We start from the raw sequence: 22,729 nt of genomic DNA on the forward strand, positions 1-22,729 counted from the left end.
CCATATAGAGATAAGGGGACTTAGAGTGAACAAGTCGGAACTGATTGATGCTATCGCTGCATCTGCTGATATCCCGAAAGCTGCTGCTGGCCGTGCGCTGGATGCAGTGATCGAATCCGTCACTGGCGCTCTGAAGGCTGGCGACTCGGTTGTTCTGGTTGGCTTTGGTACGTTCTCCGTTACTGACCGTCCTGCCCGTGTAGGTCGTAACCCGCAGACTGGCAAGACCCTGGAAATTCCAGCGGCCAAGAAGCCAGTATTCAAAGCCGGCAAGGCTCTGAAAGAAGCTGTCAACTAAGTTTCTTTCAAGCCTTGACGCGCTGGTTCGCGTGCATTCGCGAACCGGTCGCGGAAGGTTCGAGACCTTCCGCTACGCGATTTACGGGAAGGCGCATCCTCGGATGCGCCTTTCTTCTATCCGCTTTCTACCCACGCTCCGCGGTTGGTTCGTGAGTTCAACCGTTCTGGGGGACGCATGCTGCAGAACATCAGGGACAATTCCCAAGGCTGGATTGCCAAAACCATTATCGGGATCATCGTTGCGCTGATGGCCCTGACGGGCATCGAAGCGATGTTCACCTCTTCGAGCAGCAAGCAGAATGCTGCCGAGGTGAATGGCGAAGAGGTGACCCAAAACGAATTGAGTCAAGCGGTCGATATGCAACGTCGCCAACTGGCTCAGCAATTGGCTCAGCAGTTGGGCAAGGACTTCGATCCTGCGCTGCTGGACGAAAAGCTGCTGCGTGAATCGGCTCTCAAGGGCCTGATCGAGCGCAAACTGCTGTTGCAGGCAGCCGCAGACGACAAGTTCGCCTTTTCCGAAGCCGCCGTTGACCAGCAACTGTTGATGACGCCTGAGTTCCAGGTCGATGGCAAATTCAGTGCCGACCGGTTTGATCAGGTCATTCGTCAATTGGGCTATAGCCGTCTGCAGTTCCGGCAGATGCTGACCCAGGAAATGCTCATCGCTCAGACCCGTGCCGGTATCGCTGGCAGCGCGTTCGTGACCGATGCCCAGGTCGAGGCGTTTGCCCGACTGGAGAAGCAGACCCGTGATTCGGCCACCCTGACCATTGCTGCCAATACAGCTGGCGTTTCGGTAAGCGATGACGAGGTCAAGGCCCACTACGATCAGCACGCCAAGGAGTTCATGAGCCCCGAGCAAGTGGTTCTGGACTATATCGAGCTGAAGAAGTCGGCGTTCTTTGACAAGGTTCAGGTCAAGGATGCAGACCTGCAGGCCGCTTACCAGCAGGAAATAGCCAATCTGACCGAACAGCGTCGGGCTGCGCACATCCTGATCGAAGTCGGCGACAAGGTGAACGATCAGCAGGCCAAGGCCAAACTGGAAGAAATCCAGCAGCGCCTGGCCAAAGGTGAAGACTTTGCCGCCCTGGCCAAAGAGTTCTCTCAGGATCCGGGTTCGTCCACCAAGGGCGGTGATCTGGGTTACGCCGGCAAGGGGGTATACGACCCGGCTTTCGAAGATGCCCTGTACGCGCTGAACAAGGACCAGGTCTCGCAGCCGGTACGCAGCGATTACGGCTGGCACCTGATCAAGCTGCTGGGCGTTGAAGCACCTTCGGTGCCGAGCTTCGCCAGCCTCAAGGACAAGCTGACCGCCGACCTGAAATCGCAACAGGTTGAGCAGAAGTTCGTCGAAGTCACCAAGCAACTGCAGGACGCGGCATTTGAGTCTGCCGATCTGAGCCAGCCGGCTCAGGATCTGGGGCTCAAGGTCCAGACCACCGCGGCGTTCGGGCGTGAAGGTGGTGAAGGTCTGACAGCCAACCGTGCGGTGATCCAGGCAGCGTTCAGTCCGCAAGTGCTGGAAGAGGGTTCCAACAGCAACGTGCTGGAACTTGATCCTGACACCGTGCTGGTGGTGCGCGCCAAGGAGCACCTGCAGCCTCAGCAACTGCCACTGGAACAAGTGGCCGGCGCCATTCGTAACCAGTTGGTCCATGACAAGGCTGCCGCTGCGGCCAAAGCCAAGGGCGAGGCGCTGCTCGCGGGCCTGCGCGATGGCAAGGTTGCGCTGGCTGCGCGCCAGGACGGTATCGAGTGGAAGGTTCTGGAAGCGGTCAGCCGCGGTCAGGACGGTGTCGATCCGGCTGTGTTGCAGACCCTGTTCCGTATGCCCAAGCCTGAAGGCCAGGACAAGTCCGAGTACGCCAGCCTGAGCGCTCGTGACGGCAGCTTCGTGATTGTGCGCCTCAAGGGCGTCAACCAGGCCGCTGCGCCGTCTGAAGAGGAAAAGGCCCAGTACCGCCGCTTCCTGGCATCGCGTGCCGGGCAGCAGGATTTCTCGGCCTATCGTGCCGAGCTGGAGCACAAGGCCAAGATCGAGAAGTACTAACGTTAGCTGTGTAGGAGCGGCTTCAGCCGCGAATGGTGCCAAGGCCTTCGTTGCTGAAGCAGCTCCAACAGCGCAAAAAAGAAGGCCGCCCCTAGGGGCGGCCTTCTTTTTTTGCGTCTGAGTAAGCGGCTTGCCGATTACTCTTCGATGTTGCCCATCGCAGTGGTGTTGAAGCCACCGTCGACGTACATGATTTCACCGCTGATGCCCGATGCCAGGTCCGAGCACAGGAAGGCGGCGGCGTTGCCGACTTCTTCGATGGTCACGTTGCGGCGCAGTGGGGTCTGGGCCTCGTTGGCGGCCAGCATCTTGCGGAAGTTCTTGATGCCGGAAGCGGCCAGGGTGCGGATCGGGCCAGCCGACACGGCGTTGACGCGAGTGCCTTCAGCGCCCAGGCTGCCGGCCAGGTAACGTACGCCGGCTTCCAGGCTGGCCTTGGCCATGCCCATCACGTTGTAGTTTGGCATGGTGCGCTCGGCGCCCAGGTACGACAGGGTCAGCAGGCTGCCATTGCGGCCTTTCATCAGCTCACGACCGCCTTTGGCCAGTGCCACGAAGCTGTAAGCGCTGATGTCGTGAGCGATGCGGAAACCTTCACGGGTGGTGGCGTCGGTGAAGTCGCCATCGAGCTGGTCGCCCGGGGCGTAGCCAACCGAGTGCACGATCACGTCCAGACCATCCCACTTCTTGCCCAGCTCTTCAAAGACCTTGGCGATTTCTTCATCGCTGGCCACATCGCAAGGGAAGCACAGCTCGGCGCTCGAACCCCAGCCAGCGGCGAATTCTTCGACACGGCCCTTGAGCTTGTCGTTCTGATAAGTGAAGGCAAGCTCTGCACCTTCCCGGTGCATGGCGGCAGCGATGCCGGATGCGATGGACAGTTTACTGGCGACACCGACGATCAGGACGCGCTTACCGGCGAGAAAACCCATGTGTTGTTCCTCTTCAGGTTAATCGACAGCTACTGGTGCCATGAAGGCGGCTTCCAGCAGCTGCTGTGTGTAAGGATGTTGCGGTGCGGCGAAAACAGCCTCTGCTGCACCTTGTTCGACCACTTTGCCTTGCTTGACCACCATCAGTTGATGGCTCAGCGCCTTGACCACAGCCAGGTCATGACTGATGAACAGATAGGTCAGGTTGTACTTGGCTTGCAGCGAGCGTAGCAGCTCGACTACCTGGCGCTGGACGGTCCGGTCGAGCGCCGAAGTGGGCTCGTCCAGCAGAATCAGCGCCGGTTTTAACACCAATGCCCGGGCAATGGCGATTCTTTGTCGTTGCCCGCCGGAGAACTCGTGGGGGTAGCGGTGCCGGGTTTCCGGGTCCAGGCCTACCTCTTTGAGTGCTTCGACGATCGCGACCTGTTGTTCCTGGGCGCTGCCGATGTTGTGAATGCGTAAACCTTCACCCACGATTTCAGCCACTGACATGCGCGGGCTCAGGCTGCCAAACGGGTCCTGGAACACCACCTGCATCTGCCGCCGCAACGGACGAACCTGCTGCTGCGTCAGCCCGTTCAGGGGCTGCCCTTGAAACCGTATGGCGCCTTCGCTGCTCAATAGCCGCAAAATCGCCAGGCCCAGCGTGGACTTGCCTGATCCGCTTTCCCCGACGATCCCCAGTGTCTGCCCCTGCGGCAGGCTGAAGTCTACGCCATCGACTGCTCTGACGTGATCAACAGTGCGTTTGAACAAGCCTTTTTTGATCGGGAACCAGACCCGCAGGTTCTCGACTTCCAGTAATGGCTTGCCTGGCACATTGGCCACCGGGCGACCACTGGGCTCGGCATTGATCAGCATTTGGGTGTACGGGTGCCGGGGCGAACGGAACAATTGTTCGCACGATGCCTGTTCGACGATGGAACCGCGCTGCATGACACATACCCGATGGGCTATTTGTCGAACCACGTTCAGATCGTGGCTGATCAGCAGCAGCGCCATGCCCAGGCGGGCCTGCAACTGCTTGAGCAGTTCGAGGATTTTCAGCTGCACCGTGACGTCCAGCGCGGTGGTCGGTTCGTCGGCGATCAGTAGCTCCGGCTCGTTGGCCAGCGCCATGGCAATCATGACTCGTTGGCGCTGGCCGCCAGACAGCTCATGGGGCAAGGCCTTGAGTCGCTTGTGCGGCTCGCTGATACCCACCAGCTCCAGCAGCTCCAGCGTCCGTTTACGCGCCGCCTGACCGGTCAGCCCCTTGTGCAGGGCGAGCACCTCATTGATCTGCTTCTCCACCGAATGCAGCGGATTGAGCGAGGTCATCGGCTCCTGGAAGATCATCGCGATGCGGTTGCCGCGCAGGCCGCGCAGGCGTTTTTCACTGAGGCTCAGCAGGTCTTCGCCGGCATAGCGGATGCTGCCTTTGGGATGGCTGGCGATAGGGTAGGGCAGCAGGCGCAGAATCGAATGCGCGGTGACTGACTTGCCCGAGCCGCTTTCGCCGACCAACGCCAGGGTTTCACCCCGGCGGATATCCAGATTAACGCCTTCGACCACGCGCTGACGGTTATCACCGGTGGTGAATTCGACCGCCAGGTCGCGGATTTCGATCAGATTGTCCTGGCTCATGTCATTTCCTTGGGTCGAAGGCGTCGCGGGCCGATTCACCGATGAACACCAGCAGGCTGAGCATGATCGCCAGTACCGCAAAGGCGCTGATGCCCAGCCAGGGGGCCTGCAGGTTGGCCTTGCCCTGGGCGACCAGCTCGCCGAGCGACGGTGCGCCGGCTGGCAGGCCGAAGCCGAGAAAATCCAATGCGGTCAGGGTGCCGATGGCGCCGGTGAGGATAAACGGCATGAAGGTCATGGTCGAGATCATCGCGTTGGGCAGAATGTGCCGGAACATGATTTCGCCATCGCGCATGCCCAGTGCCCGGGCTGCACGCACGTATTCAAGATTGCGGCCGCGCAGAAACTCGGCGCGCACCACGTCAACCAGGCTCATCCACGAAAATAGCAGCATGATGCCCAGCAGCCACCAGAAGTTGGGTTGTACGAAGCTGGCAAGAATGATCAGCAGGTAAAGCACCGGCAGGCCCGACCAGACTTCCAGAAACCGCTGGCCCAGCAGGTCGACCCAGCCGCCATAGAAGCCTTGCAGCGCACCGGCAATCACGCCGATGACCGAGCTGAGTAGCGTCAGGGTCAATGCGAACAGCACCGAAATACGAAAGCCATAGATGACCCGGGCCAGTACATCGCGGCCCTGGTCATCGGTGCCCAGCCAGTTGTCCGGTGACGGCGGAGCCGGGGCGGGGACTTTCAGGTCGTAGTTGATGCTCTGGTAGCTGTAGGGGATCGGTGCCCAAAGCGTCCAGCCATCTTTGGCGGCGAGCAGGTCCTGGATATAGGGGCTTTTGTAATTGGCTTCCAGCGGAAACTCGCCGCCGAAGGTGGTTTCCGGGTAGCGCTCGAACACCGGAAAGTACCACTGGCCGTCGTAACGCACTGCCAGCGGTTTGTCATTGGCGATCAATTCAGCGCCCAGGCTGAGGACGAACAGGGCCATGAACAGCCACAGAGACCACCAGCCACGGCGGTTGGCCTTGAAGCGCTCGAAGCGGCGGCGATTGAGGGGGGACAACGGCATATCAATGCTCCCTGCTTTCGAAGTCGATGCGCGGGTCGACCAGGGTATAGGTCAGATCGCCGATCAGTTTCACCACCAGGCCCAGCAGGGTGAAGATGAACAGGGTGCCGAACACCACCGGATAGTCGCGGTTGATGGCCGACTCGAAACTCATCAGGCCCAGACCGTCGAGCGAGAAGATCACCTCGACCAGCAAGGAACCGGTGAAAAATATGCCAATGAATGCCGCCGGAAAACCGGCAATCACCAGCAACATGGCGTTGCGGAATACATGGCCGTACAGCACCCGGTTGTTACTCAGGCCCTTGGCCTTGGCGGTGATCACGTATTGCTTGCTGATTTCGTCGAGGAAGCTGTTTTTGGTCAGCAGGGTCAGGGTCGCGAAGTTACCAATGACCAGAGCGGTGATCGGCAGCACCAGATGCCAGAAGTAATCCAGCAATTTGCCGGTGGTGCTCAGCTCATCGAAGTTGTTCGAGGTCAGGCCGCGTAGCGGGAACCAGTCCAGATAACTGCCACCGGCGAACAGCACGATCAACAGAATCGCGAACAGGAACGCCGGAATTGCATACCCCACGACGATGGCCGAACTGGTCCACACGTCGAATTGGCTGCCGTGCCGGGTGGCCTTGGCGATCCCCAGCGGGATCGACACCAGGTACATGATCAGGGTGCTCCATAACCCCAGCGAAATTGAAACCGGCATCTTTTCCAGAATCAGGTCGGTGACCTTGGCGTCGCGGAAGAAACTGGTGCCGAAGTCCAGTTGGGCGTAGTTCTTGATCATGATCCACAAGCGTTCCGGCGCCGGTTTGTCGAAGCCGTACATACGCTCGATTTCTTCGATCAAAGCCGGGTCCAGGCCTTGTGCACCCCGGTAGCTGGAGCCGGCCACGCCGACCTCCGAGCCACCGCCGCCGATGCGGCTGGTGGCGCCGTCGAAGCCTTCGAGCTTGGCGATCGTCTGTTCCACCGGCCCGCCAGGGGCGGCCTGGACGATAATGAAGTTGATGATCAGGATGCCCAGTAGGGTCGGAATGATCAGCAGCAGGCGCCGCAGGATATAAGCCAGCATTTCAGCGTTCCTCGTTGCCGGTGGCGGTGTCGCCGGTGCTGTCATCTTCACTGACTGGCGGCTGGCTTGGCGGTGCAGGCTGGACATCTGGCTTGGCCCACCAACTGCTTAGGCCGATGTCCGACAGCGCCTTGGCTTGCGGATGCGCCAAGTGGTCCCAGTAAGCGATGCGCCAGCTCTTGATATGCCAGTTGGGCACCACGTAAAAGCCCCACAGCAGCACCCGGTCCAGGGCACGGGTATGGGCCACCAGGCTTTCGCGCGAGTCGGCGCGGATCAGGCCGTCAACCAATGCATCGACTGCCGGATCGTTCAGGCCCATGTAGTTACGGCTGCCGGGACGGTCGGCGCTGACCGAGTGGAAGAATTCGCGCTGTTCATTGCCAGGCGAGCTGGACTGCGGGAAGCTGCTGACGATCATGTCGAAGTCCCGTGAGCGCAGGCGGTTCATGTATTCGGCGACATCGACCCGACGGATCGACAGTTCAATCCCCAGATCCTTGAGGTTGCGCTTGTAGGGCAGCATGACCCGCTCGAAGGCGGTCTGCACCATCAGGAACTCAAGCTTCACCGGGTTGCCCTGGGCGTCGGTCATGCGATCATCCTTGATCTGCCAGCCAGCCTCCTGCAACAGCTGGTAGGCGCGGCGCAATTGCGGGCGGATCATGCCGCTGCCGTCGTTGACCGGCAGCGTGAAGGGCTCGGTGAATACCCGCTCAGGAATCTTGCCGCGCAGCGCTTCAAGCAGTTTCAGCTCTTCACCGGTGGGCAGTCCGCTGGAGGCCATTTCCGAGTTGTCGAAGTAGCTGCGGGTACGGGTGTAGGAGCCGCTGAATAGCTGCTTGTTGGTCCACTCGAAATCGAACAGCAAGGTCAGTGCTTCGCGCACCCTTGGGTCCTGGAACACCGGGCGACGCAGGTTGAGGATGAAGCCCTGCATGCCTTGCGGGTTGCCGTTGGGCAGCTCTTCCTTGATCAGGCGTCCGTCACGCACCGCCGGCACGTCATAGGCGCTGGCCCAGTTCTTTGCAGTGTTTTCTTCGCGGTAGTCATACTGCCCGGCCTTGAGCGCCTCCAGGGCCACATCGGGGTCGCGGTAGTAGTCAACGGTCATCACATCGAAGTTGTAAAGCCCACGGTTAACCGGCAGATCCTTGGCCCAGTAGTCCTTGACCCGCTCGAAGCGCAGCGAGCGACCGGCCTTGACCTGGGTGACCTTGTACGGCCCGTTGCCCAGCGGCAATTCAAGATTGCCCTTGGTGAAGTCGCGCGTCGCCCAGAAATGCTTGGGCAATACCGGCAACTGGCCGATGATCAGTGGCAGCTCACGGCTGTGGCTGTCCTTGAAGACGAATTTGACTCGCAACGGGTCTTCGACGATGACCTTGTCGATGCCGGCATAGTAGGCGCGGTACAGCGGCGCACCGTCCTTGATCAGGGTATTGAAGGTGAACTCGACGTCTTCGGCACGAATCGGGTGGCCATCGTGAAAGCGCGCCTGAGGGCGCAGATAGAAACGCACCCACATGTTGTCAGGGGCTTTTTCGATTTTTTCAGCGATCAGGCCATATTCGGTGAGCGGCTCATCGAGGCTGGAGCGCGCCAGAGTGTCGTAGATCATGCTGATATCGGCGGCGGCTGTGCCCTTGCTGATGAAGGGGTTGAGGCTGTCGAAGCTGCCGAACCCGGCCTGGCGAAAGGTCCCGCCCTTGGGCGCATCGGGGTTCACGTAATCGAAATGCTTGAAGTTCGCCGGGTACTTGGGCGCTTCGTCGTACAGGGTCACGGCATGCTGGGGAGCAGCCTGGGCGGTGCAGGCCAGGGCCACCAGCAACAGGCTGCCGGCGCTGGCCAACAGCGTACGCATCGGGTTCATCGGGTGTTCTCCTGAGGCTTGAGCCACCACGCGCGCAAGCCCAGGGTATAGGGCGGCGTGGTGACCATGGCGAAGCGATTGCGCCAGGCCAGGCGGTGGTTGTTCAGATACCAGTTGGGAATCATGTAGTGCTCTGACAGCAAAACCCGGTCAAGTGCCCTGGCTGCGGCGACCTGATCTTCGCGGCTGGAGGCGGCGAGCAACTGGTTGAGCAGGCCGTCGACCACCGGGCTGCTAATGCCCGCGTAGTTCTTGCTGCCATTCACGGCGGCCTGGCTGGAATGAAAGTACTGCCACTGTTCCAGGCCCGGACTCAGGGTCTGCGACAGGGTCATGAGGATCATGTCGAAATCGAAACGGTCCAGGCGCTGCTTGTACTGGGCGCGGTCCACGGTTCGCAGCCCTGCGTCGATGCCGATGCGCCGCAGATCCTCTACATAAGGCTGCAGGATGCGCTCCAGGTTGGGATTGACCAGCAGGATTTCGAAGCGCAGCGGTTGCTGTTGGGCGTTGACCAGGCGTTGCCCGGAGAATGTCCAGCCGGCTTCGCCGAGCAGCGCCAGAGCCTTGCGCAGTGTCTCGCGCGGGAGGCCGCCACCGTCGCTGGCAGGCAGGCTGAACGGCTGGCTGAACAGGCTGGCCGGCAGACGCTCGCGGTACTGGGATAGCATCAGCCATTCGCGGCCACTGGGCAGCCCGCTGGCGGAAAACTCGCTGTTGGGGTAATAGCTGGTCGAGCGCTGGTAGGCGTTGCTGAACAGTGCCCGGTTGGTCCACTCGAAATTGAACATCAGCCCCAGTGCTTCGCGCACCCGCACGTCGCTGAAGGTGCTGCGCCGGGTGTTCATGAACAGACCCTGGGTCTGGGTCGGGATCTGGTGGGCTATGGCAGCCCTGACGACCTCGCCACGTTGCAACGCTGCGAAGTTGTAGCCGTTGGCCCAGTTCTTGGCCTGGTGCTCGATATAAATGTCGAACTCACCGGCTTTGAAGGCTTCGAAGGCCACCTCACTGTCGCGGTAGAACTCCACTTCGACCCGGTCGAAATTGTATTTGCCGCGATTGACCGGCAGGTCTTTAGCCCAGTAATCCTTGACCCGCTCGAAGATCAACTGGCGACCGGGCTGGACGTTGCTGATCCGGTACGGGCCGCTGCCCAGCGGCGGGTCGAAGGTGGTGGCCTTGAAGTCGCGGTCTTTCCAGTAATGCTGGGGCAGCACCGGCATCTCGCCCAGGCGCATGATCAGCAGTGGATTGCCGACCCGTTTGAACACGAAGCGGATGCGGTGACGGTTGAGAATGTCGACCCGCTGCACTTCCTGCAAGGCGGTGCGGTACTGTGGGTGGCCGTCCTTGAGCAGGGTGCGATAAGAGAACGCCACATCATAAGCCGTGATCGGCTGGCCATCATGAAAACGGGCTTGCGGGCGCAGGTTGTAGACCACCCAGCTACGGTCCTCGCTGTACTCGACACTGCGGGCTATCAGCCCGTAACTGGAGGTCGGCTCATCGCCGGATGGGTCGTAAGCACCGGTGCCCACCATCAGCGGTTCATTCAGCTCATTGACGCCGTACTGCAGGAAGTTGCCGGTCTCGACCGGGCTGGTGCCCTTGAAGGTATAAGGGTTCAGGGTGTCGAAGGTGCCGAATGCCATGATCCGTAAGGTGCCGTTTTTCGGCGCCTCGGGATTGACCCAGTCGAAGTGGGTAAAGCTGGCCGGGTACTTGAGCGCGCCAAACTGCGCGTAGCCATGGCTTTCGCTGATGGCGGCGCTGGCATTGGAGCTCAAGCCCAGGCTGATGGCTAACAGGATGGGACGAATCACATTGCGCACGGCTTGGGCTCTGGGCCGCTAACAGTAGCAGTTTGTCCTGTCTGGAAAAAGACTGCGGCACAGCACGACGCCTGACCGTCGTGGCTGATCAACGCGGCAGGTAGACCGTCAGGGTCTGGCCGGGGCGCAGTGCCTGGCCACTGCGTGGATTCCAGCGCTTGAGATGCTTCATCTCGACATTGAAGCGTTTGGCCACTAGGTACATGGAATCGCCTTTCTGGATCTTGTACTGCACCGGCTTGCCTTCGGCGGTCTTGGCGCTGGCCGCCGCAACGGCTTTGCCGGCTGCCCGGCTATTGTCCTGAATGACCAGCGACTGGCCGATTTGCAGGCGATGACCAGAGAGCTTGTTCCAGCGTTGCAGGGCTTCGACATCGACCTTGTTGGCGCGGGCGATGCTCGACAGGTTGTCACCGCTCTTGACCCGGTAGGTGCGTGAACGGCTCGGTTTGTCTTCACTGGCGACCAGCTCGAAGGCCGGTTTCGCTGTGCCGCCCGGTTGCAGCGGGATATTCAGTGACTGGCCGACCTTCAGGCTGTTGCCTGACAACTGGTTGTTGCCTTTGAGTGAACTGACCGATACCTGATAACGCTTGGCCAGGCTGTCCAGGGTGTCGCCGCGACGGACCCGGTAATGCTGCCATTGCATCAGCTCGGCCGGCTGCAGGTTGGGCAGGTTGGCAGCCAGCAGCTGTGCCTTGGAGGTCGGCACCAGCAGGTGCTGTGGGCCATCAACTGTCAGGCGCTTCTTGAACGCCGGATTGAGCTGGATCAGTTCGTCTTCGTCGATGTCGGCCAGGCTCGCGACCTTGGACAGGTCGACGCGCTTGTTCAGCTCGACGACTTCAAAGTAGGGTTCGTTGGCGATCGGCGTGAGGTTCACACCATAGGCCGCCGGGGTCAGGACCACCTGTGAGAGGGCCAGCAGTTTGGGCACATAGTCACGGGTTTCCTGCGGTAGGGGCAGGTTCCAGTAATCGGTGGGCAGGTTGAGCTTGTCGTTGCGCTCAATGGCCCGGCTGACCGTGCCTTCACCGGCGTTATAGGCCGCCAGGGCCAGCAGCCAGTCACCGTTGAACATGTCATGCAGGCGGGTCAGGTAGTCGAGCGCCGCATTGGTCGAAGCCTGGATGTCGCGGCGGCCATCATAAAAGCTGGTCTGGCGCAGGTTGAAGTAACGCCCGGTGGACGGGATGAACTGCCACAGGCCGACCGCCTGGGCGCGGGAAATCGCCATCGGGTTGTAGGCGCTTTCAATCACCGGCAGCAGCGCCAGCTCAAGCGGCATGTTGCGTTCTTCGAGGCGCTCGACAATGTAGTGCATGTACAGGCTGCCACGCTCACCGGCAGTCTCAAGGAACGACGGGTTGTTGGCGAACCACAGGCGCTGCTGATCGATGCGCGGGTTCAGGTTGTCGCCTTGTTGCAACTGGAAACCCAGCCGCATCCGCTCCCATACATCTTGCGGCTCGGCCTGGGCGGCGGGGGTCGGATTGACGAAGATCGGCTTCTGCTTGATGCCCGTCGCCAGGTTGGCCTTGCTGCGGTAGGTGCCGTCGTGCTCGACCTGACCAGTCGTCTGGCCGGTGCTTTGGCAGCCTGCCAACAGTGCGCTGGCGGTCACCGCGATGGCCTGTGCCAGGCGCGTCAAGGTGGCGGAATTCGCGGGTTTTCCAGTAGATGACGACATTGTCCGGGGGTGTTTCCAGGAAAAAATGTCGGGCGATTCTAGGAAGGGACCCCGCGATGGTCAACCTTTACGGGGTTTTCCGTACATGAGCGGGTGTGTCAGAACTTGTTTTTCCAGTCGCGCAGGCTGGCAAATACCTCACTGGGCGAGGCATTGTCACGGCCGTTCCACTCGTCCGCTTTTTCTTTAACGGATGTTACATGGACCCGGATAAATGGGTTTGTCAGGCGCTCCAGACCCAGTTGTGACGGCAGGCTGATGCGGTCCATGCTCCGCCATTGGCTGACCTGCGCCAGACGCTGGGTGATGTCAGCGTTGTCCGGTTCCACGGCGTGGGCGAAGCGCAGGTTACTCAGGGTATATTCATGGGCGCAGTAGATGGCCGTGTGGTCGGGCAGGGCGGCCAGCCGGCTCAGCGAGGTGTGCATCTGCTCGGGGGTGCCCTCGAACAACCGGCCACAACCGGCGGCAAACAGGGTGTCGCCGCTGAACAGCAGGGGCTTTTCAGGGCCTTCATGATAGAAGGCGATATGCCCGGCGGTGTGACCTGGGACCAGAATGACCTGCAGCGCCAACCCCAGTACCTCGATACGGTCGTTGTCGTGCAGCGCGACATCGCGCGCCGGAATCGTCTCGCCGGCCGGCCCATAGACCCGTGCATCAGTGATCGCCTTGATCGCCGCCACGCCGCCGACATGATCGTTATGATGATGAGTGATCAGGATGTCACTCAGTTGGTAGTCAGGGTTGGCCTTTAGCCAGCCAAGCACCGGTGCGGCGTCACCCGGATCGACCACTGCACAGCGTCGGGTCGAAAGGTCTTGTAACAACCAGATGTAGTTGTCACTGAAAGCGGGCAGGGCGTGGATCTGTATCATGGCGCAATTCGCTTGGCGGGAAACAATAGTGCATCTTAGGGGCTGTATACAAAATAGGCGAATGAAGGCAATACAAGGCGAGGTCAGGCGAAAAAGCGCAGCGTACATAACGTACATGAGCATCTTGAGGCTGATTTCAACGCAATATTGCCGAGTGCAGCCATTTTGTAGGCCACCCTTAGACACACGTATTGATGCCCGTCGAGCAAGCGGCCACAAGCCATGCCTGCCCTGTATCGCTCAAAGCGTCCAGCTGGCGCTGCGAGTCCCGGAGGAACATATCCCATGATCGATCAATCCTTCGCCCAGGCCGATCCGCAATGGCTGGAGCTGACCTGTGTGGCCCGTGAGTGGCTGGACGGACCGTTGGGGCGCATGCTGATTGAAGAAGAGCGGCGTGCTCTGGAAGAAGAACTGGCGCGGTTTTTCGGCGGTTATCTGGTGCATTACGGGCCGGCGCAACAGACGCCGCCGCAGGCCGTGCAAATCCAGCGCACCGTGCGTCTCGGTGCGCCCTTGCCGGGGATGGAAATCGTCTGCGAAGAGCAGGCCTGGCCGTTATGCGAGCACGCGGCTGATGTGGTGGTGCTGCAACATGGCCTGGATTTCTGCCTGTCTCCCCATGGCTTGTTGCGTGAGGCGGCCAGCAGTGTGCGTCCCGGCGGACATTTGCTGATCGTCGGTATCAACCCCTGGAGCAGTTGGGGCATGCGCCGGGTGTTTGCCCGCGACGCCTTGCGCAAAGCGCGCTGTATTGCGCCGACAAGGGTGGCCGACTGGCTCAACCTGCTGGGCTTTGCGCTGGAGAAGCGCCGCTTCGGGTGTTATCGTCCGCCGTTTGCATCGGCCAAGTGGCAGACGCGCTTGCAAGGCATGGAGCGCTGGAGCACCAGCGGTCAGGCATTGGGTGGCGGCTTTTACCTGCTGGTGGCGCGCAAGCTGGTGGTCGGCCTGCGGCCATTGCGCCAGCCACGCCGCGAGCCCATGGGCAAGCTGATTCCGTTGCCGCTGGCCAAGGTCAACCGTGACGGTTGTGAGCCTTGAGCGGTTACTGGCTGCCGATGCCCAGGTTTTTTGAATTCGGAATACAGCCATGAGTGAACGCATAGAACTTTTTACCGACGGCGCCTGCAAGGGCAACCCTGGCCCTGGGGGCTGGGGCGCGCTGCTGGTTTACAAGGGCCAGGAAAAGGAACTTTGGGGTGGCGAAGCCAACACCACCAACAACCGCATGGAACTGACTGGCGCGATTCGCGGCCTCGAAGCGCTCAAGCGCCCCTGCGAAGTGACCCTGGTCACCGACTCGCAGTATGTGATGAAAGGCATCACCGAGTGGATGGTCAACTGGAAAAAACGCGGCTGGAAGACGGCAGCCAAAGAGCCTGTGAAAAATGCCGACCTCTGGCAGCAACTCGATGAGCAGGTCAGCCGTCATCAGGTGGAGTGGAAATGGGTGCGCGGCCACATCGGCCACCCCGGCAACGAGCGTGCCGACCAGCTCGCCAATCGTGGCGTGGATGAGGTGCGCGGCAAGGCCTGACGGGCACCTCTAAAAACTACCTGCTGGCTGGGCGCCTGCGGCGTTACGCGCGCCATCGCGTTGTTGAAATCAGGCTCGTGCGCGAGTCCGACGGAGTGCCGCCCAATCAAAATGCTCATGTACAACCCGTAAAGTCGAGCGCGACTCCGACCGTTTTTCGCCTGATTTCGCCTAGCGCTGACTGCCTCGCCTACGTTTTTAGAGGTACCCTTGAAGTGCTGCCGGGGCAGTGCTGCCAACCGCGCACTGTCTGAACCCATGCTAATATTCGGGCCTGCACAAGAGGCAACAGAATATGTCATCGCAAAACCTTGATAATCGTTCGATCGTGCTCGATACCGAAACCACCGGCATGCCGGTGACTGAAGGTCACCGGATCATCGAGATCGGTTGTGTCGAGTTGATTGGCCGGCGCCTGACCGGCCGGCACTTTCACGTCTACCTGCAACCTGACCGCGAAAGCGATGAGGGGGCAATTGGCGTGCACGGTATCACCGACCAATTCCTGGTCGGCAAGCCGCGGTTTGCCGAGGTCGCCGACGAGTTCTACGAGTTCATTCGCGGCGCACAGCTGATCATTCACAACGCGACGTTCGACGTTGGCTTCATCAATAACGAATTCGCCTTGCTGGGGCAGCAGGATCGAGCCGACGTCAGCCGTTACTGCACGGTACTCGATACCCTGGCCATGGCCCGTGAGCGCCACCCCGGCCAGCGCAACAGTCTTGATGCACTGTGCAAACGCTATGACGTAGACAACTCTGGCCGTGACCTGCACGGCGCATTGCTCGACTCGGAAATTCTGGCCGACGTCTACCTGGCCATGACTGGCGGGCAGACCACGCTGTCGTTGTCGGGGCAGGGCGCCGATGGCGGTGAAGGAGGCTCGGATCGCCCAAGTGAAATTCGTCGTCTGCCAGCCGACCGGCCTGCCGGGCGCATCTTGCGTGCCAGCGCCGATGAACTGGCGGCTCACGAGGCGCGCATGGCAATCATCGCCAAGGCCGCCGGCGCTCCGGCGCTGTGGGTGCAGATGCAGGAAGCCGGGCAGTCGGCCAACTGACCAGCCTCTGAGCCGACCCGTATGAAAATCCATCCGGCCCTGGCGATTCGTCCCGCCGACGAGCAGTTCGAGGACTACCTGCTCAACGGTGTGTTCACCTTCATGGTGCGCAGTTTCGCCACGGTTCGGCTCGGTGAGCCGGTGGCTGACTGGCCGCTTGAGCAGGTCAAGCCGTTTGAAAAAAACTACGGGATTGACTCAGAAGAGTTCAGCCAGCGGCGCGAATCGACCAACGCCACTGTGCTGGTGGCCTGGCTGGATGATCAGCCGGTCGGCCATCTGGCGATCCGGCCACACTGGAATGGCTTTGCCTATATAGATGAACTGGCGGTGGACGCGCCTGCCCGCCGCAATGGCGTGGCCCGCTCGCTGCTGGAAAGTGCCAGAGGCTGGAGCGAGAAGCACAACCTGGCAGGCATCATGCTTGAAACCCAGAACAACAATCTGGACGCCTGCCGGTTGTATGAGAAATTCGGTTTTGTGGTGGGTGGAGTCGACCATCTGAGTTATCGCGCAATTGATCCGCAGACCCGCGAAGTGGCGATTTTCTGGTACCTGATCTTTCCCGCAGGCTAAGACGCCCTCAAGGGATGCGGGTCATCTTCACGCCATTTTGTACCAGTTCGAACTCGTCGCCGCCCAGGTGATTGACCCGGTCGCCAATCGCCAACCGATACGTGGTCACCACAGTTGCGCCACCGACCCCATCAATCTGCGCCTCCTGAAATTCATGCACCGGATAGACGCGACCCTCGGCATCTCTTGCTTGAAACTGCCCGACCAGAACTGAAGCCATTTGCCTTGAACCTCTGAAAATAACCGCATAATTGCCTGTCAATCGCGGCTGTAGACCATCAAATCGGCGACTGGTTCGCTCTCTGCCCGAGCATCAAGGTGCAGCAAGGCTTAAAGAAAAAAGCACAGGCTTCATACATTCAACGCGGGCGCTGGTCTATAACTCAAGTTTCCTTGAACCCAGCGCCGGAGTTTTTTATGAGTCAGGTCCATCGCATTGCCGTACTGGTCGGCAGCCTGAGAAAAGAGTCGATCAACCGCAAGATTGCCCTGGCCCTGGCCGGGCTGGCACCGCCGAGCCTGGAGTTGAAGATCGTCGAGATCGGTGATCTGCCGCTGTATAACGAAGATATCGACGGTGCCAGCCCGCCAGCAGCCTACACCCGTTTTCGCGATGAGCTGGCCGCTGCCGATGGCCTGCTGTTCGTGACCCCGGAGTACAACCGCTCGGTGCCCGGTGCCCTGAAAAATGCCATCGACGTCGGTTCGCGCCCTTACGGCCAGAGCAAGATGAGCGGCAAGCCAGGCGCGGTGATCAGTGCCTCGCCGGGTGCCATTGGCGGCTTTGGTGCCAACCATCACCTGCGTCAGTCACTGGTGTTCCTCGATGTAGCGACCTTGCAGCAGCCAGAATCCTACCTGGGTAACATCGGCGCCAGCTTTGATGAAAATGGCGAGCTCAACGAGCGCACCACGGCCTTCCTGAAAACCTTCATCGAGACCTTCGCCGCCTGGGTCGAGAAAACCCGCAAATTCTGAGTCAGTCAGTGCAGGGATTGCCATATGTATGGCAGTCCCTCGTCACACTCTGGTTACGCTCCTTTTCCATTTGATGCATTACCGGCACCTGTTGTGTCCGGTGATGCCTTGTGCAAAAGGAAATTTGCCATGTCGCCCACACCTTATTTTCACCCTGAGCCGCTACGTCAGCGGTTCATGCAGCATGTGCAGGCTGCACAAGCTGCACAGCGTATCGATGCCGATCAAGCACACTGGCTACAGCGATTTTCCGATATCGAGCAGCCTCTGCTCAGCGATGATCCGCCGGTTTTGCACTGCCTGATTCTGGAGGACGGCTCGCCGGTACCGTTGGCACTGGCCTCGGCGATTCTGATCGTGCGTCGTCATGCGACGGGCGAGACCCTGTACCTGGACAGCCTGGCGCACGGGCTTGAGTGTTTCACCGAGCGTAGTCAGCTGGCGAGCTGGTTGAGGCAACGCTTCGCGATTCGCAGCGGGCTCAATCCGGAGTTCGAGTATCAGGTTCTTGAAGGCTCGCTGTTTGAGCAGCGCATGCTGTTGATCGTCGATCACCAGGTGCAGGCCTTGAACGGGCTGTTGGCTACGCTGCAAAAGCTGCCGTCGCTACAGCAGGCCATCGGCCGGATGCTCAAGCCCAGACTGCAAGCGATCTGGCCCGCAACAGCGATCGACCCTCAAGCGCTTACGGTGCAGATTGTCGAGACCGAGCCTGGCAAGTCTGGAGCTGATGCTCAGACCATCGTTCGGGTACTGCCCCCTGAGCAGGCGGTACTTGGCCTTCTGACTGGCGAGGCATTGCCGGACAACCAGCAGTTGCGCTTTCTGGACCGGCATGGTGAGGAACTGGGTTCACTTGGGGATGCACAGTTCAAGTGGCAGCTCAATGAGTTGACCGGTGATTATGAAGCGTTGCTTGCCGACTACTGGGCGATTGCCGATGAACAGCGAGTGAGTCGCCGCGAGCGTGTAGCTCAACTACTGGCTGACGGCTTTACCCATCAGGCATTGGCGCTGCAAGCGTTATCGCCAACAGATACGCAGGTGTTGCTCAGATTGGGTGTGCAGCCGCTCGGGACAGAGCCCGCGGTGGCGGTCAAGCGGCTTTCGTTGAGCGCCGCCCAGCAGGGGCCGTTCAAGCTGGTCAGTCTTTATCTTGTTCATCTGGAGGGCGGCTACGCGCTTTATTCGCCGGGCAAGGGCCTGCGCCTTGTCGGCAACTGGCAAGCCTTGATGCAACTGGCCAACAGCTCTGCCGGGCGCAGCGAACTGCGCGATTATCTGTCGCTGGACGACCAGCGCCTGTTCACCGCAAGCACCGGCCTGCAACTGCACAGCCACGACCTGGCCCGGCCGTTGTTCCTCGACTGTATCGACTCAATCATTGGCCTGCAGAAGCGCAACCTGAACGAGGTGCTCAAGCGCCACAGTGACGATGCCGATGAGCTGCTCGCCATGGTTGACGATGCCCTCGACGTGCGGACTCTCATTGATCCACGGCTGAGCGGCATCGAACCGGGCGGACGCTGGCAGGCCATACCCGCAAGATTCCTCGACATCTGGAGTAACCCGCCCGAGCCGGTCGCCTGGCCGTATGGCCTGACTCCTTCGTGGATGGAGCAAGTGACGCTGCACGATACCTTGCTCAAGGAACTGGACACGTTGCGTCCGCGGCTGGAGGCGTTGGCCAGGCAGGCATTGAATCCCTGGCTGGCGGTTGTGGGTGGTGCCAAGCCACTCGATGCGCAGCAGATTCGGGTCCGTGGGACCGGGTCGTCTTTGCTCGACCCAGACAGTGATCAGGACGATACCCAACCTGACAGTACGGCCCGGCCACTGACCGACCTGTTGCTTGAGCGTCTGACCGGCCTGCGTAACGCGCCACTAGCAGACAACTGTGAAGTACTCGGCCAGGGCCAGCCCCCCGAGGTGCTAGCCAGCATTACGCCGGGATTGCTTGAGCATGTGCTTGCCCAGGCCGGTGTTCAACTGCTGGCGTTGTCCGCAGGGTCGGTCTCGGCGTTTTTCGATCGCCCGCTGCGCCAGGACCATGCGCAGTCAGTGCCTGGCCAGATGATGGGCGCGCTGCATTACAACCTGCTGCGTCTGGAACTGCAGGTGGCGCGGCGGCTTGGGCAATTTCCCCAGGCAGCGCTAGACATGCTCCAGCAGGTGCTGGATCGCCCGGGTCGTGACTTGCGTCTGGTTCATGGCAATAAGCTGGTCGAGGTCCATGCCGTGCACCTGCAGGTTGAAGGGCGACGGATTTCGCTGGGCTTGAGTGATGCCTGGGTCATGCAGTGCAGCGCCCATCCCGATCAAGGGCTATTGTTCTGGTCGCGGTTGTCGGGTTTGCAGGCAATGCCCTCACTGGCGAGCTTGCAGGTGTGGCTCAAGCGGCGCCTGGTACTGCCCGATTGGCGGGCCCGATGGCTGGAACTGTTCGACGCCGACGCCCAGGTCTGGCTCGACCAGTCTATGGCAGCGGGAAAAGAGCCTCATCCGGGCCTGCTCGAAGTCGATGGGCATTTCATTGAGCGGCTGCAAGCGGCTGAACAGCAGGGTCAGCAGCGAGCCATCGCCAGGGCATTCGAGCAGCTCAGGCAAAGCCGCTTTTCGGCTGAAACCTGTCGGCGGCACATCGATCTGGTCCTGGCTAACGATCGACAACAGGCCTGGCTCGACACTGTGGCGATTCGCATCCAGAACCTGTTGTTCGCGGCCGTACTGCCCGATTGGTTGCGCACAGCTGCGGACGCCGATCTTGAGCTTTACGTCCATTTGCTCGAAGCCTTCTACGGCAATGGCAATCCCGCCGACGATTTTCTTGCCGATATCCCGATGCTGCGACCCTTCGCCCGCGAACAGTTGCTGGCGGCCTTGAGCCGCGACTTTCCTGCGCAGGTGCTCGACCCGCACGCTATCCGTGTAACCATGACCCGCTATGTTGCCGCACCGGTACCGCCAGGCAGCATCCCGTCAGCCGTCCCTGCGGCCACGATCGTCGACAGCGAGAGCCTGGTGAGTTTTTCTCTCAACCATTTCGCCAGAATCCAGGACGCCAGTCTCAGTGTGAGCATGGCGAGTGGCGGCACCCTGCCTATGGGGCTTACGGCGGAGTATGTAACGTCATTGGTGCACCGGCTGGATATCGGCAAGCGTTATCAGGCATTGCTGAGCAGCCACTTCGATCCCGGTCGGGCAGATTATGCCGCAAGGCGCCTGAAGTTCATGCGCCAGATACCGGCGCGCCTGCTGTTGCCGGCCCTGGAACTCAAGTTGCAAGGCGAGCTTAGCCAGCAAGCCTTCGACTTCATCGCCAGCGTTATCGATATGCCTGATGGCAAGGCCCGTCAGCCGCTGCACCGGCAGACGGTCGTGTTGCGCCCCTTGACCCTGGTGCCGCGTGCAGACATGGCACCTGATGAAGTGGAGGGCGCCTGGCTGATCGGCCCGCTCGACTCCCGCCAAGGGCCGGTGGTGCTGCATACCTTGTTCAACGACAAATTCACCTTCAAGGAGTTTCGCGATCAGGACCAGTTGTTGAGTCAACTGCGCAGCGACGGCCCGTTGCAGACCCTGGTGCTTGAGCGTCTCAAACCGGCCGCGCGAACCCGCTATGACAATGGCGGGCTGACCGAGGCGCACGTCATCCCCTGGAGTATTGGCGGGTACCTGGAGCCGCCGCTGGGTACACCGGGCAAAGTCAGCATCGGTAGCGCGACAGTCGAAGGCAATGCGTTGCGCTATCTGTTCAAGGCTGCCCTGCAATTGCTCCAGGATCTCAGCCACAAGCAGGCCGTGACCAGTGCCCAGGCCGACTGGGCGTCCTTTGTGCACGTCATGACCCTGAGCGGCGAGCAGATTCTGTTGTTCCTGCCGGGCAGGCTGGGGCTGTTGGTAGGTGCCTGGCAGAGCCAGAACCTGCTGCGCGAATCGGCAGGCGCGGTGGCCGAGCAACGCTGGGGCAAGGCGTTGTCCGAGTTTTCCGCGGCACTGGGCATGCTGGTCACGGCCCGGCGTGAGCAGGTCGAGGTTTCCCGTGCCAGCCCACATGTGCGCTTGCCAGAGTTTTCCTGGCGGCACTCATCGTTGGGCAACGACATCAGGGTAAGGCTGGCTCAGCTCGAAGTGCATGACATCGAATTGGCCGATCTGAATTACGACGCGTTGTACAACCTGTATCAGGACCCTGGCACCCGGCTTCGCTATGCGGCCGTCGCTGGCAAGGTGTATGAAGTTCACCAGCAGGACGGTGTGTGGCGAATCAAAGGGCCTGATGGCAACGGGCCGAAGCTGCGCCTGAATTCAAGCCAGCATTGGGAGCTGAGTCTGGAGCTGGGCTTGCGCGGCGGTGCGCCGTCTCTGCTGGTCAGCAGCGAGCAGCAGATGCAGAACCGGGTTGCGCAGATCATCAACGTGCAGGCCCGGGGCATGGATCAGATCCGTGCCCTGTCTCGCGACCAGGCACGGTTTATCAGCCTGGCTCGTCAGCGCGCGCTGGGTTACCTGGAAAATGCTCTGTTCAACCTCAACGCTCCCTTTGCCGAGGGTTTGCCGTTGCCGGTACAGACCCTGCTGAGCGAGTTTTTTGGTGTGACCACGCCGGGCACGGTGCTGATCGATACGCTCAGAAACCGTATCAGTCAGTTGTTCGTCGCACTGTCGGAGCCTTCACTGTCGCCGCTCGACTCAGTGCGTTTCGTCAGCGGTACGGTCAGGCCGGGATATGAAAACCTGGCAGCTTTCGTGATCACGTCTGATCCACTGCAACGCCTGTACCTGAGCGATATGTTCTTTACCCCACCGGTTTATATCCTCAAGTCGGCAAGCGGTATCCGTGCGTTCAATCCCGACGACCATTTTCGCGCCATCACTCTGGTACACGAACTGTCCCATCTGGTCTGCCGAACCCAGGACATTGCTTACATGGATGCCGTCGCGCCGCCGCTCGATCTGCTCGATGACAGCCTGCCGCTCTCGGCGGATTACAAGCAAGAGTTGCAGTTGTTACGTGAGGCTTCGCTGTCGCATCAAACGCCTTTGGCGAATTTGTTCCGAACCTGGGACAGCAATGGCTGGAGGGACTTTCAACCCAGCGATGGCTCGGTATTGCCGACCATTCTCCAGCTCGCTGGCCAGCCAGACCTGACGCAGGCGCGCAGAGCGTTTCTCATGGACGTGCACGCTCGTCGGCGGGTCATCCTCGGTAATGCAGATTCTTTGGCGTTGCTGGTGGCGCAGTTGGGACGCGAGCGATTTACCTGAACGGGCAAT

Annotated in this window: 17 protein-coding genes; 8 read left to right on the forward strand and 9 right to left on the reverse strand. The window is 60.5% G+C overall.

The window, feature by feature from the left end:
• The first annotated feature begins 25 nt into the window (after positions 1-25).
• A complete protein-coding gene (locus tag PSCI_RS18125) occupies positions 26-298 on the forward strand; it encodes an HU family DNA-binding protein (RefSeq protein WP_045489741.1) in 273 nt (90 codons plus the stop codon).
• A gap of 177 nt (positions 299-475) precedes the next feature.
• Positions 476-2,359, forward strand: a complete 1,884-nt coding sequence (locus PSCI_RS18130; protein ID WP_045489744.1) for a SurA N-terminal domain-containing protein — start codon at positions 476-478, stop codon at positions 2,357-2,359.
• A gap of 137 nt (positions 2,360-2,496) precedes the next feature.
• Here the strand turns inward: PSCI_RS18130 and fabI are convergent, their stop codons facing one another.
• The 8 genes from fabI to gloB form a co-directional block, all read right to left on the reverse strand.
• On the reverse strand, positions 2,497-3,291 hold the full coding sequence (gene fabI, locus PSCI_RS18135; RefSeq protein ID WP_045489747.1) for an enoyl-ACP reductase FabI: 795 nt from the start codon (positions 3,289-3,291) through the stop codon (positions 2,497-2,499).
• 18 nt (positions 3,292-3,309) lie between these two features.
• The gene (locus tag PSCI_RS18140; RefSeq protein ID WP_045489749.1) at positions 3,310-4,920 is read right to left on the reverse strand and encodes an ABC transporter ATP-binding protein; all 1,611 of its coding nucleotides are present in this window, start codon (positions 4,918-4,920) and stop codon (positions 3,310-3,312) included.
• A gap of 1 nt (position 4,921) precedes the next feature.
• Entirely contained in the window at positions 4,922-5,941 is a 1,020-nt protein-coding gene (locus PSCI_RS18145; protein WP_045489752.1) for an ABC transporter permease, read from the reverse strand.
• A 1-nt stretch (position 5,942) separates the two neighbouring features.
• A complete protein-coding gene (locus PSCI_RS18150; protein WP_045489754.1) occupies positions 5,943-7,016 on the reverse strand; it encodes a microcin C ABC transporter permease YejB in 1,074 nt (357 codons plus the stop codon).
• 1 nt (position 7,017) lies between these two features.
• Positions 7,018-8,892: an extracellular solute-binding protein gene (locus tag PSCI_RS18155; RefSeq protein ID WP_045489756.1), complete on the reverse strand. Its 1,875-nt coding sequence runs from the start codon at positions 8,890-8,892 to the stop codon at positions 7,018-7,020.
• Positions 8,889-10,718, reverse strand: a complete 1,830-nt coding sequence (locus PSCI_RS18160) for an extracellular solute-binding protein (protein WP_045494529.1) — start codon at positions 10,716-10,718, stop codon at positions 8,889-8,891. The genes PSCI_RS18155 and PSCI_RS18160 overlap by 4 nt, the downstream gene beginning before the upstream one ends.
• A 97-nt stretch (positions 10,719-10,815) precedes the next feature.
• Positions 10,816-12,417, reverse strand: coding sequence for a LysM peptidoglycan-binding domain-containing protein (locus tag PSCI_RS18165; protein ID WP_045489758.1), 1,602 nt, complete (start codon positions 12,415-12,417; stop codon positions 10,816-10,818).
• 98 nt (positions 12,418-12,515) lie between these two features.
• Positions 12,516-13,295 carry a hydroxyacylglutathione hydrolase gene (gene gloB, locus PSCI_RS18170; RefSeq protein ID WP_045489760.1) on the reverse strand — a complete coding sequence of 260 codons (780 nt, stop codon included), beginning with the start codon at positions 13,293-13,295 and terminating at the stop codon, positions 12,516-12,518.
• Positions 13,296-13,580: 285 nt separating this feature from the next.
• Here gloB and PSCI_RS18175 point away from each other — a divergent pair, with 285 nt between their 5' ends.
• From PSCI_RS18175 to PSCI_RS18190, 4 genes are all read left to right on the forward strand, one after another.
• A complete protein-coding gene (locus PSCI_RS18175; RefSeq protein ID WP_045489763.1) occupies positions 13,581-14,339 on the forward strand; it encodes a methyltransferase domain-containing protein in 759 nt (252 codons plus the stop codon).
• 49 nt (positions 14,340-14,388) lie between these two features.
• Positions 14,389-14,835, forward strand: coding sequence for a ribonuclease HI (gene rnhA, locus PSCI_RS18180; protein WP_045489766.1), 447 nt, complete (start codon positions 14,389-14,391; stop codon positions 14,833-14,835).
• Between the two features lie 295 nt (positions 14,836-15,130).
• Complete coding sequence (gene dnaQ / locus PSCI_RS18185; RefSeq protein WP_045489767.1) at positions 15,131-15,898, forward strand: DNA polymerase III subunit epsilon; 768 nt, start codon at positions 15,131-15,133, stop codon at positions 15,896-15,898.
• Positions 15,899-15,919: 21 nt separating this feature from the next.
• Complete coding sequence (locus PSCI_RS18190) at positions 15,920-16,474, forward strand: GNAT family N-acetyltransferase (RefSeq protein WP_045489768.1); 555 nt, start codon at positions 15,920-15,922, stop codon at positions 16,472-16,474.
• Positions 16,475-16,481: 7 nt separating this feature from the next.
• Here PSCI_RS18190 and PSCI_RS18195 read toward each other — a convergent pair whose 3' ends face one another.
• Positions 16,482-16,694, reverse strand: a complete 213-nt coding sequence (locus PSCI_RS18195; RefSeq protein ID WP_045489770.1) for a hypothetical protein — start codon at positions 16,692-16,694, stop codon at positions 16,482-16,484.
• A gap of 197 nt (positions 16,695-16,891) precedes the next feature.
• On the opposite strand from PSCI_RS18195, the gene PSCI_RS18200 reads away from it, so the two are divergent.
• Both PSCI_RS18200 and PSCI_RS18205 read left to right on the forward strand, forming a co-directional pair.
• Complete coding sequence (locus PSCI_RS18200) at positions 16,892-17,452, forward strand: NADPH-dependent FMN reductase (protein ID WP_045489771.1); 561 nt, start codon at positions 16,892-16,894, stop codon at positions 17,450-17,452.
• A gap of 129 nt (positions 17,453-17,581) precedes the next feature.
• Entirely contained in the window at positions 17,582-22,720 is a 5,139-nt protein-coding gene (locus PSCI_RS18205; RefSeq protein ID WP_045489774.1) for a dermonecrotic toxin domain-containing protein, read from the forward strand.
• The last annotated feature ends 9 nt before the right edge of the window (positions 22,721-22,729 follow it).

This window comes from Pseudomonas sp. StFLB209 (assembly GCF_000829415.1).
In the GTDB taxonomy this organism is placed as follows: Bacteria; Pseudomonadota; Gammaproteobacteria; order Pseudomonadales; family Pseudomonadaceae; genus Aquipseudomonas.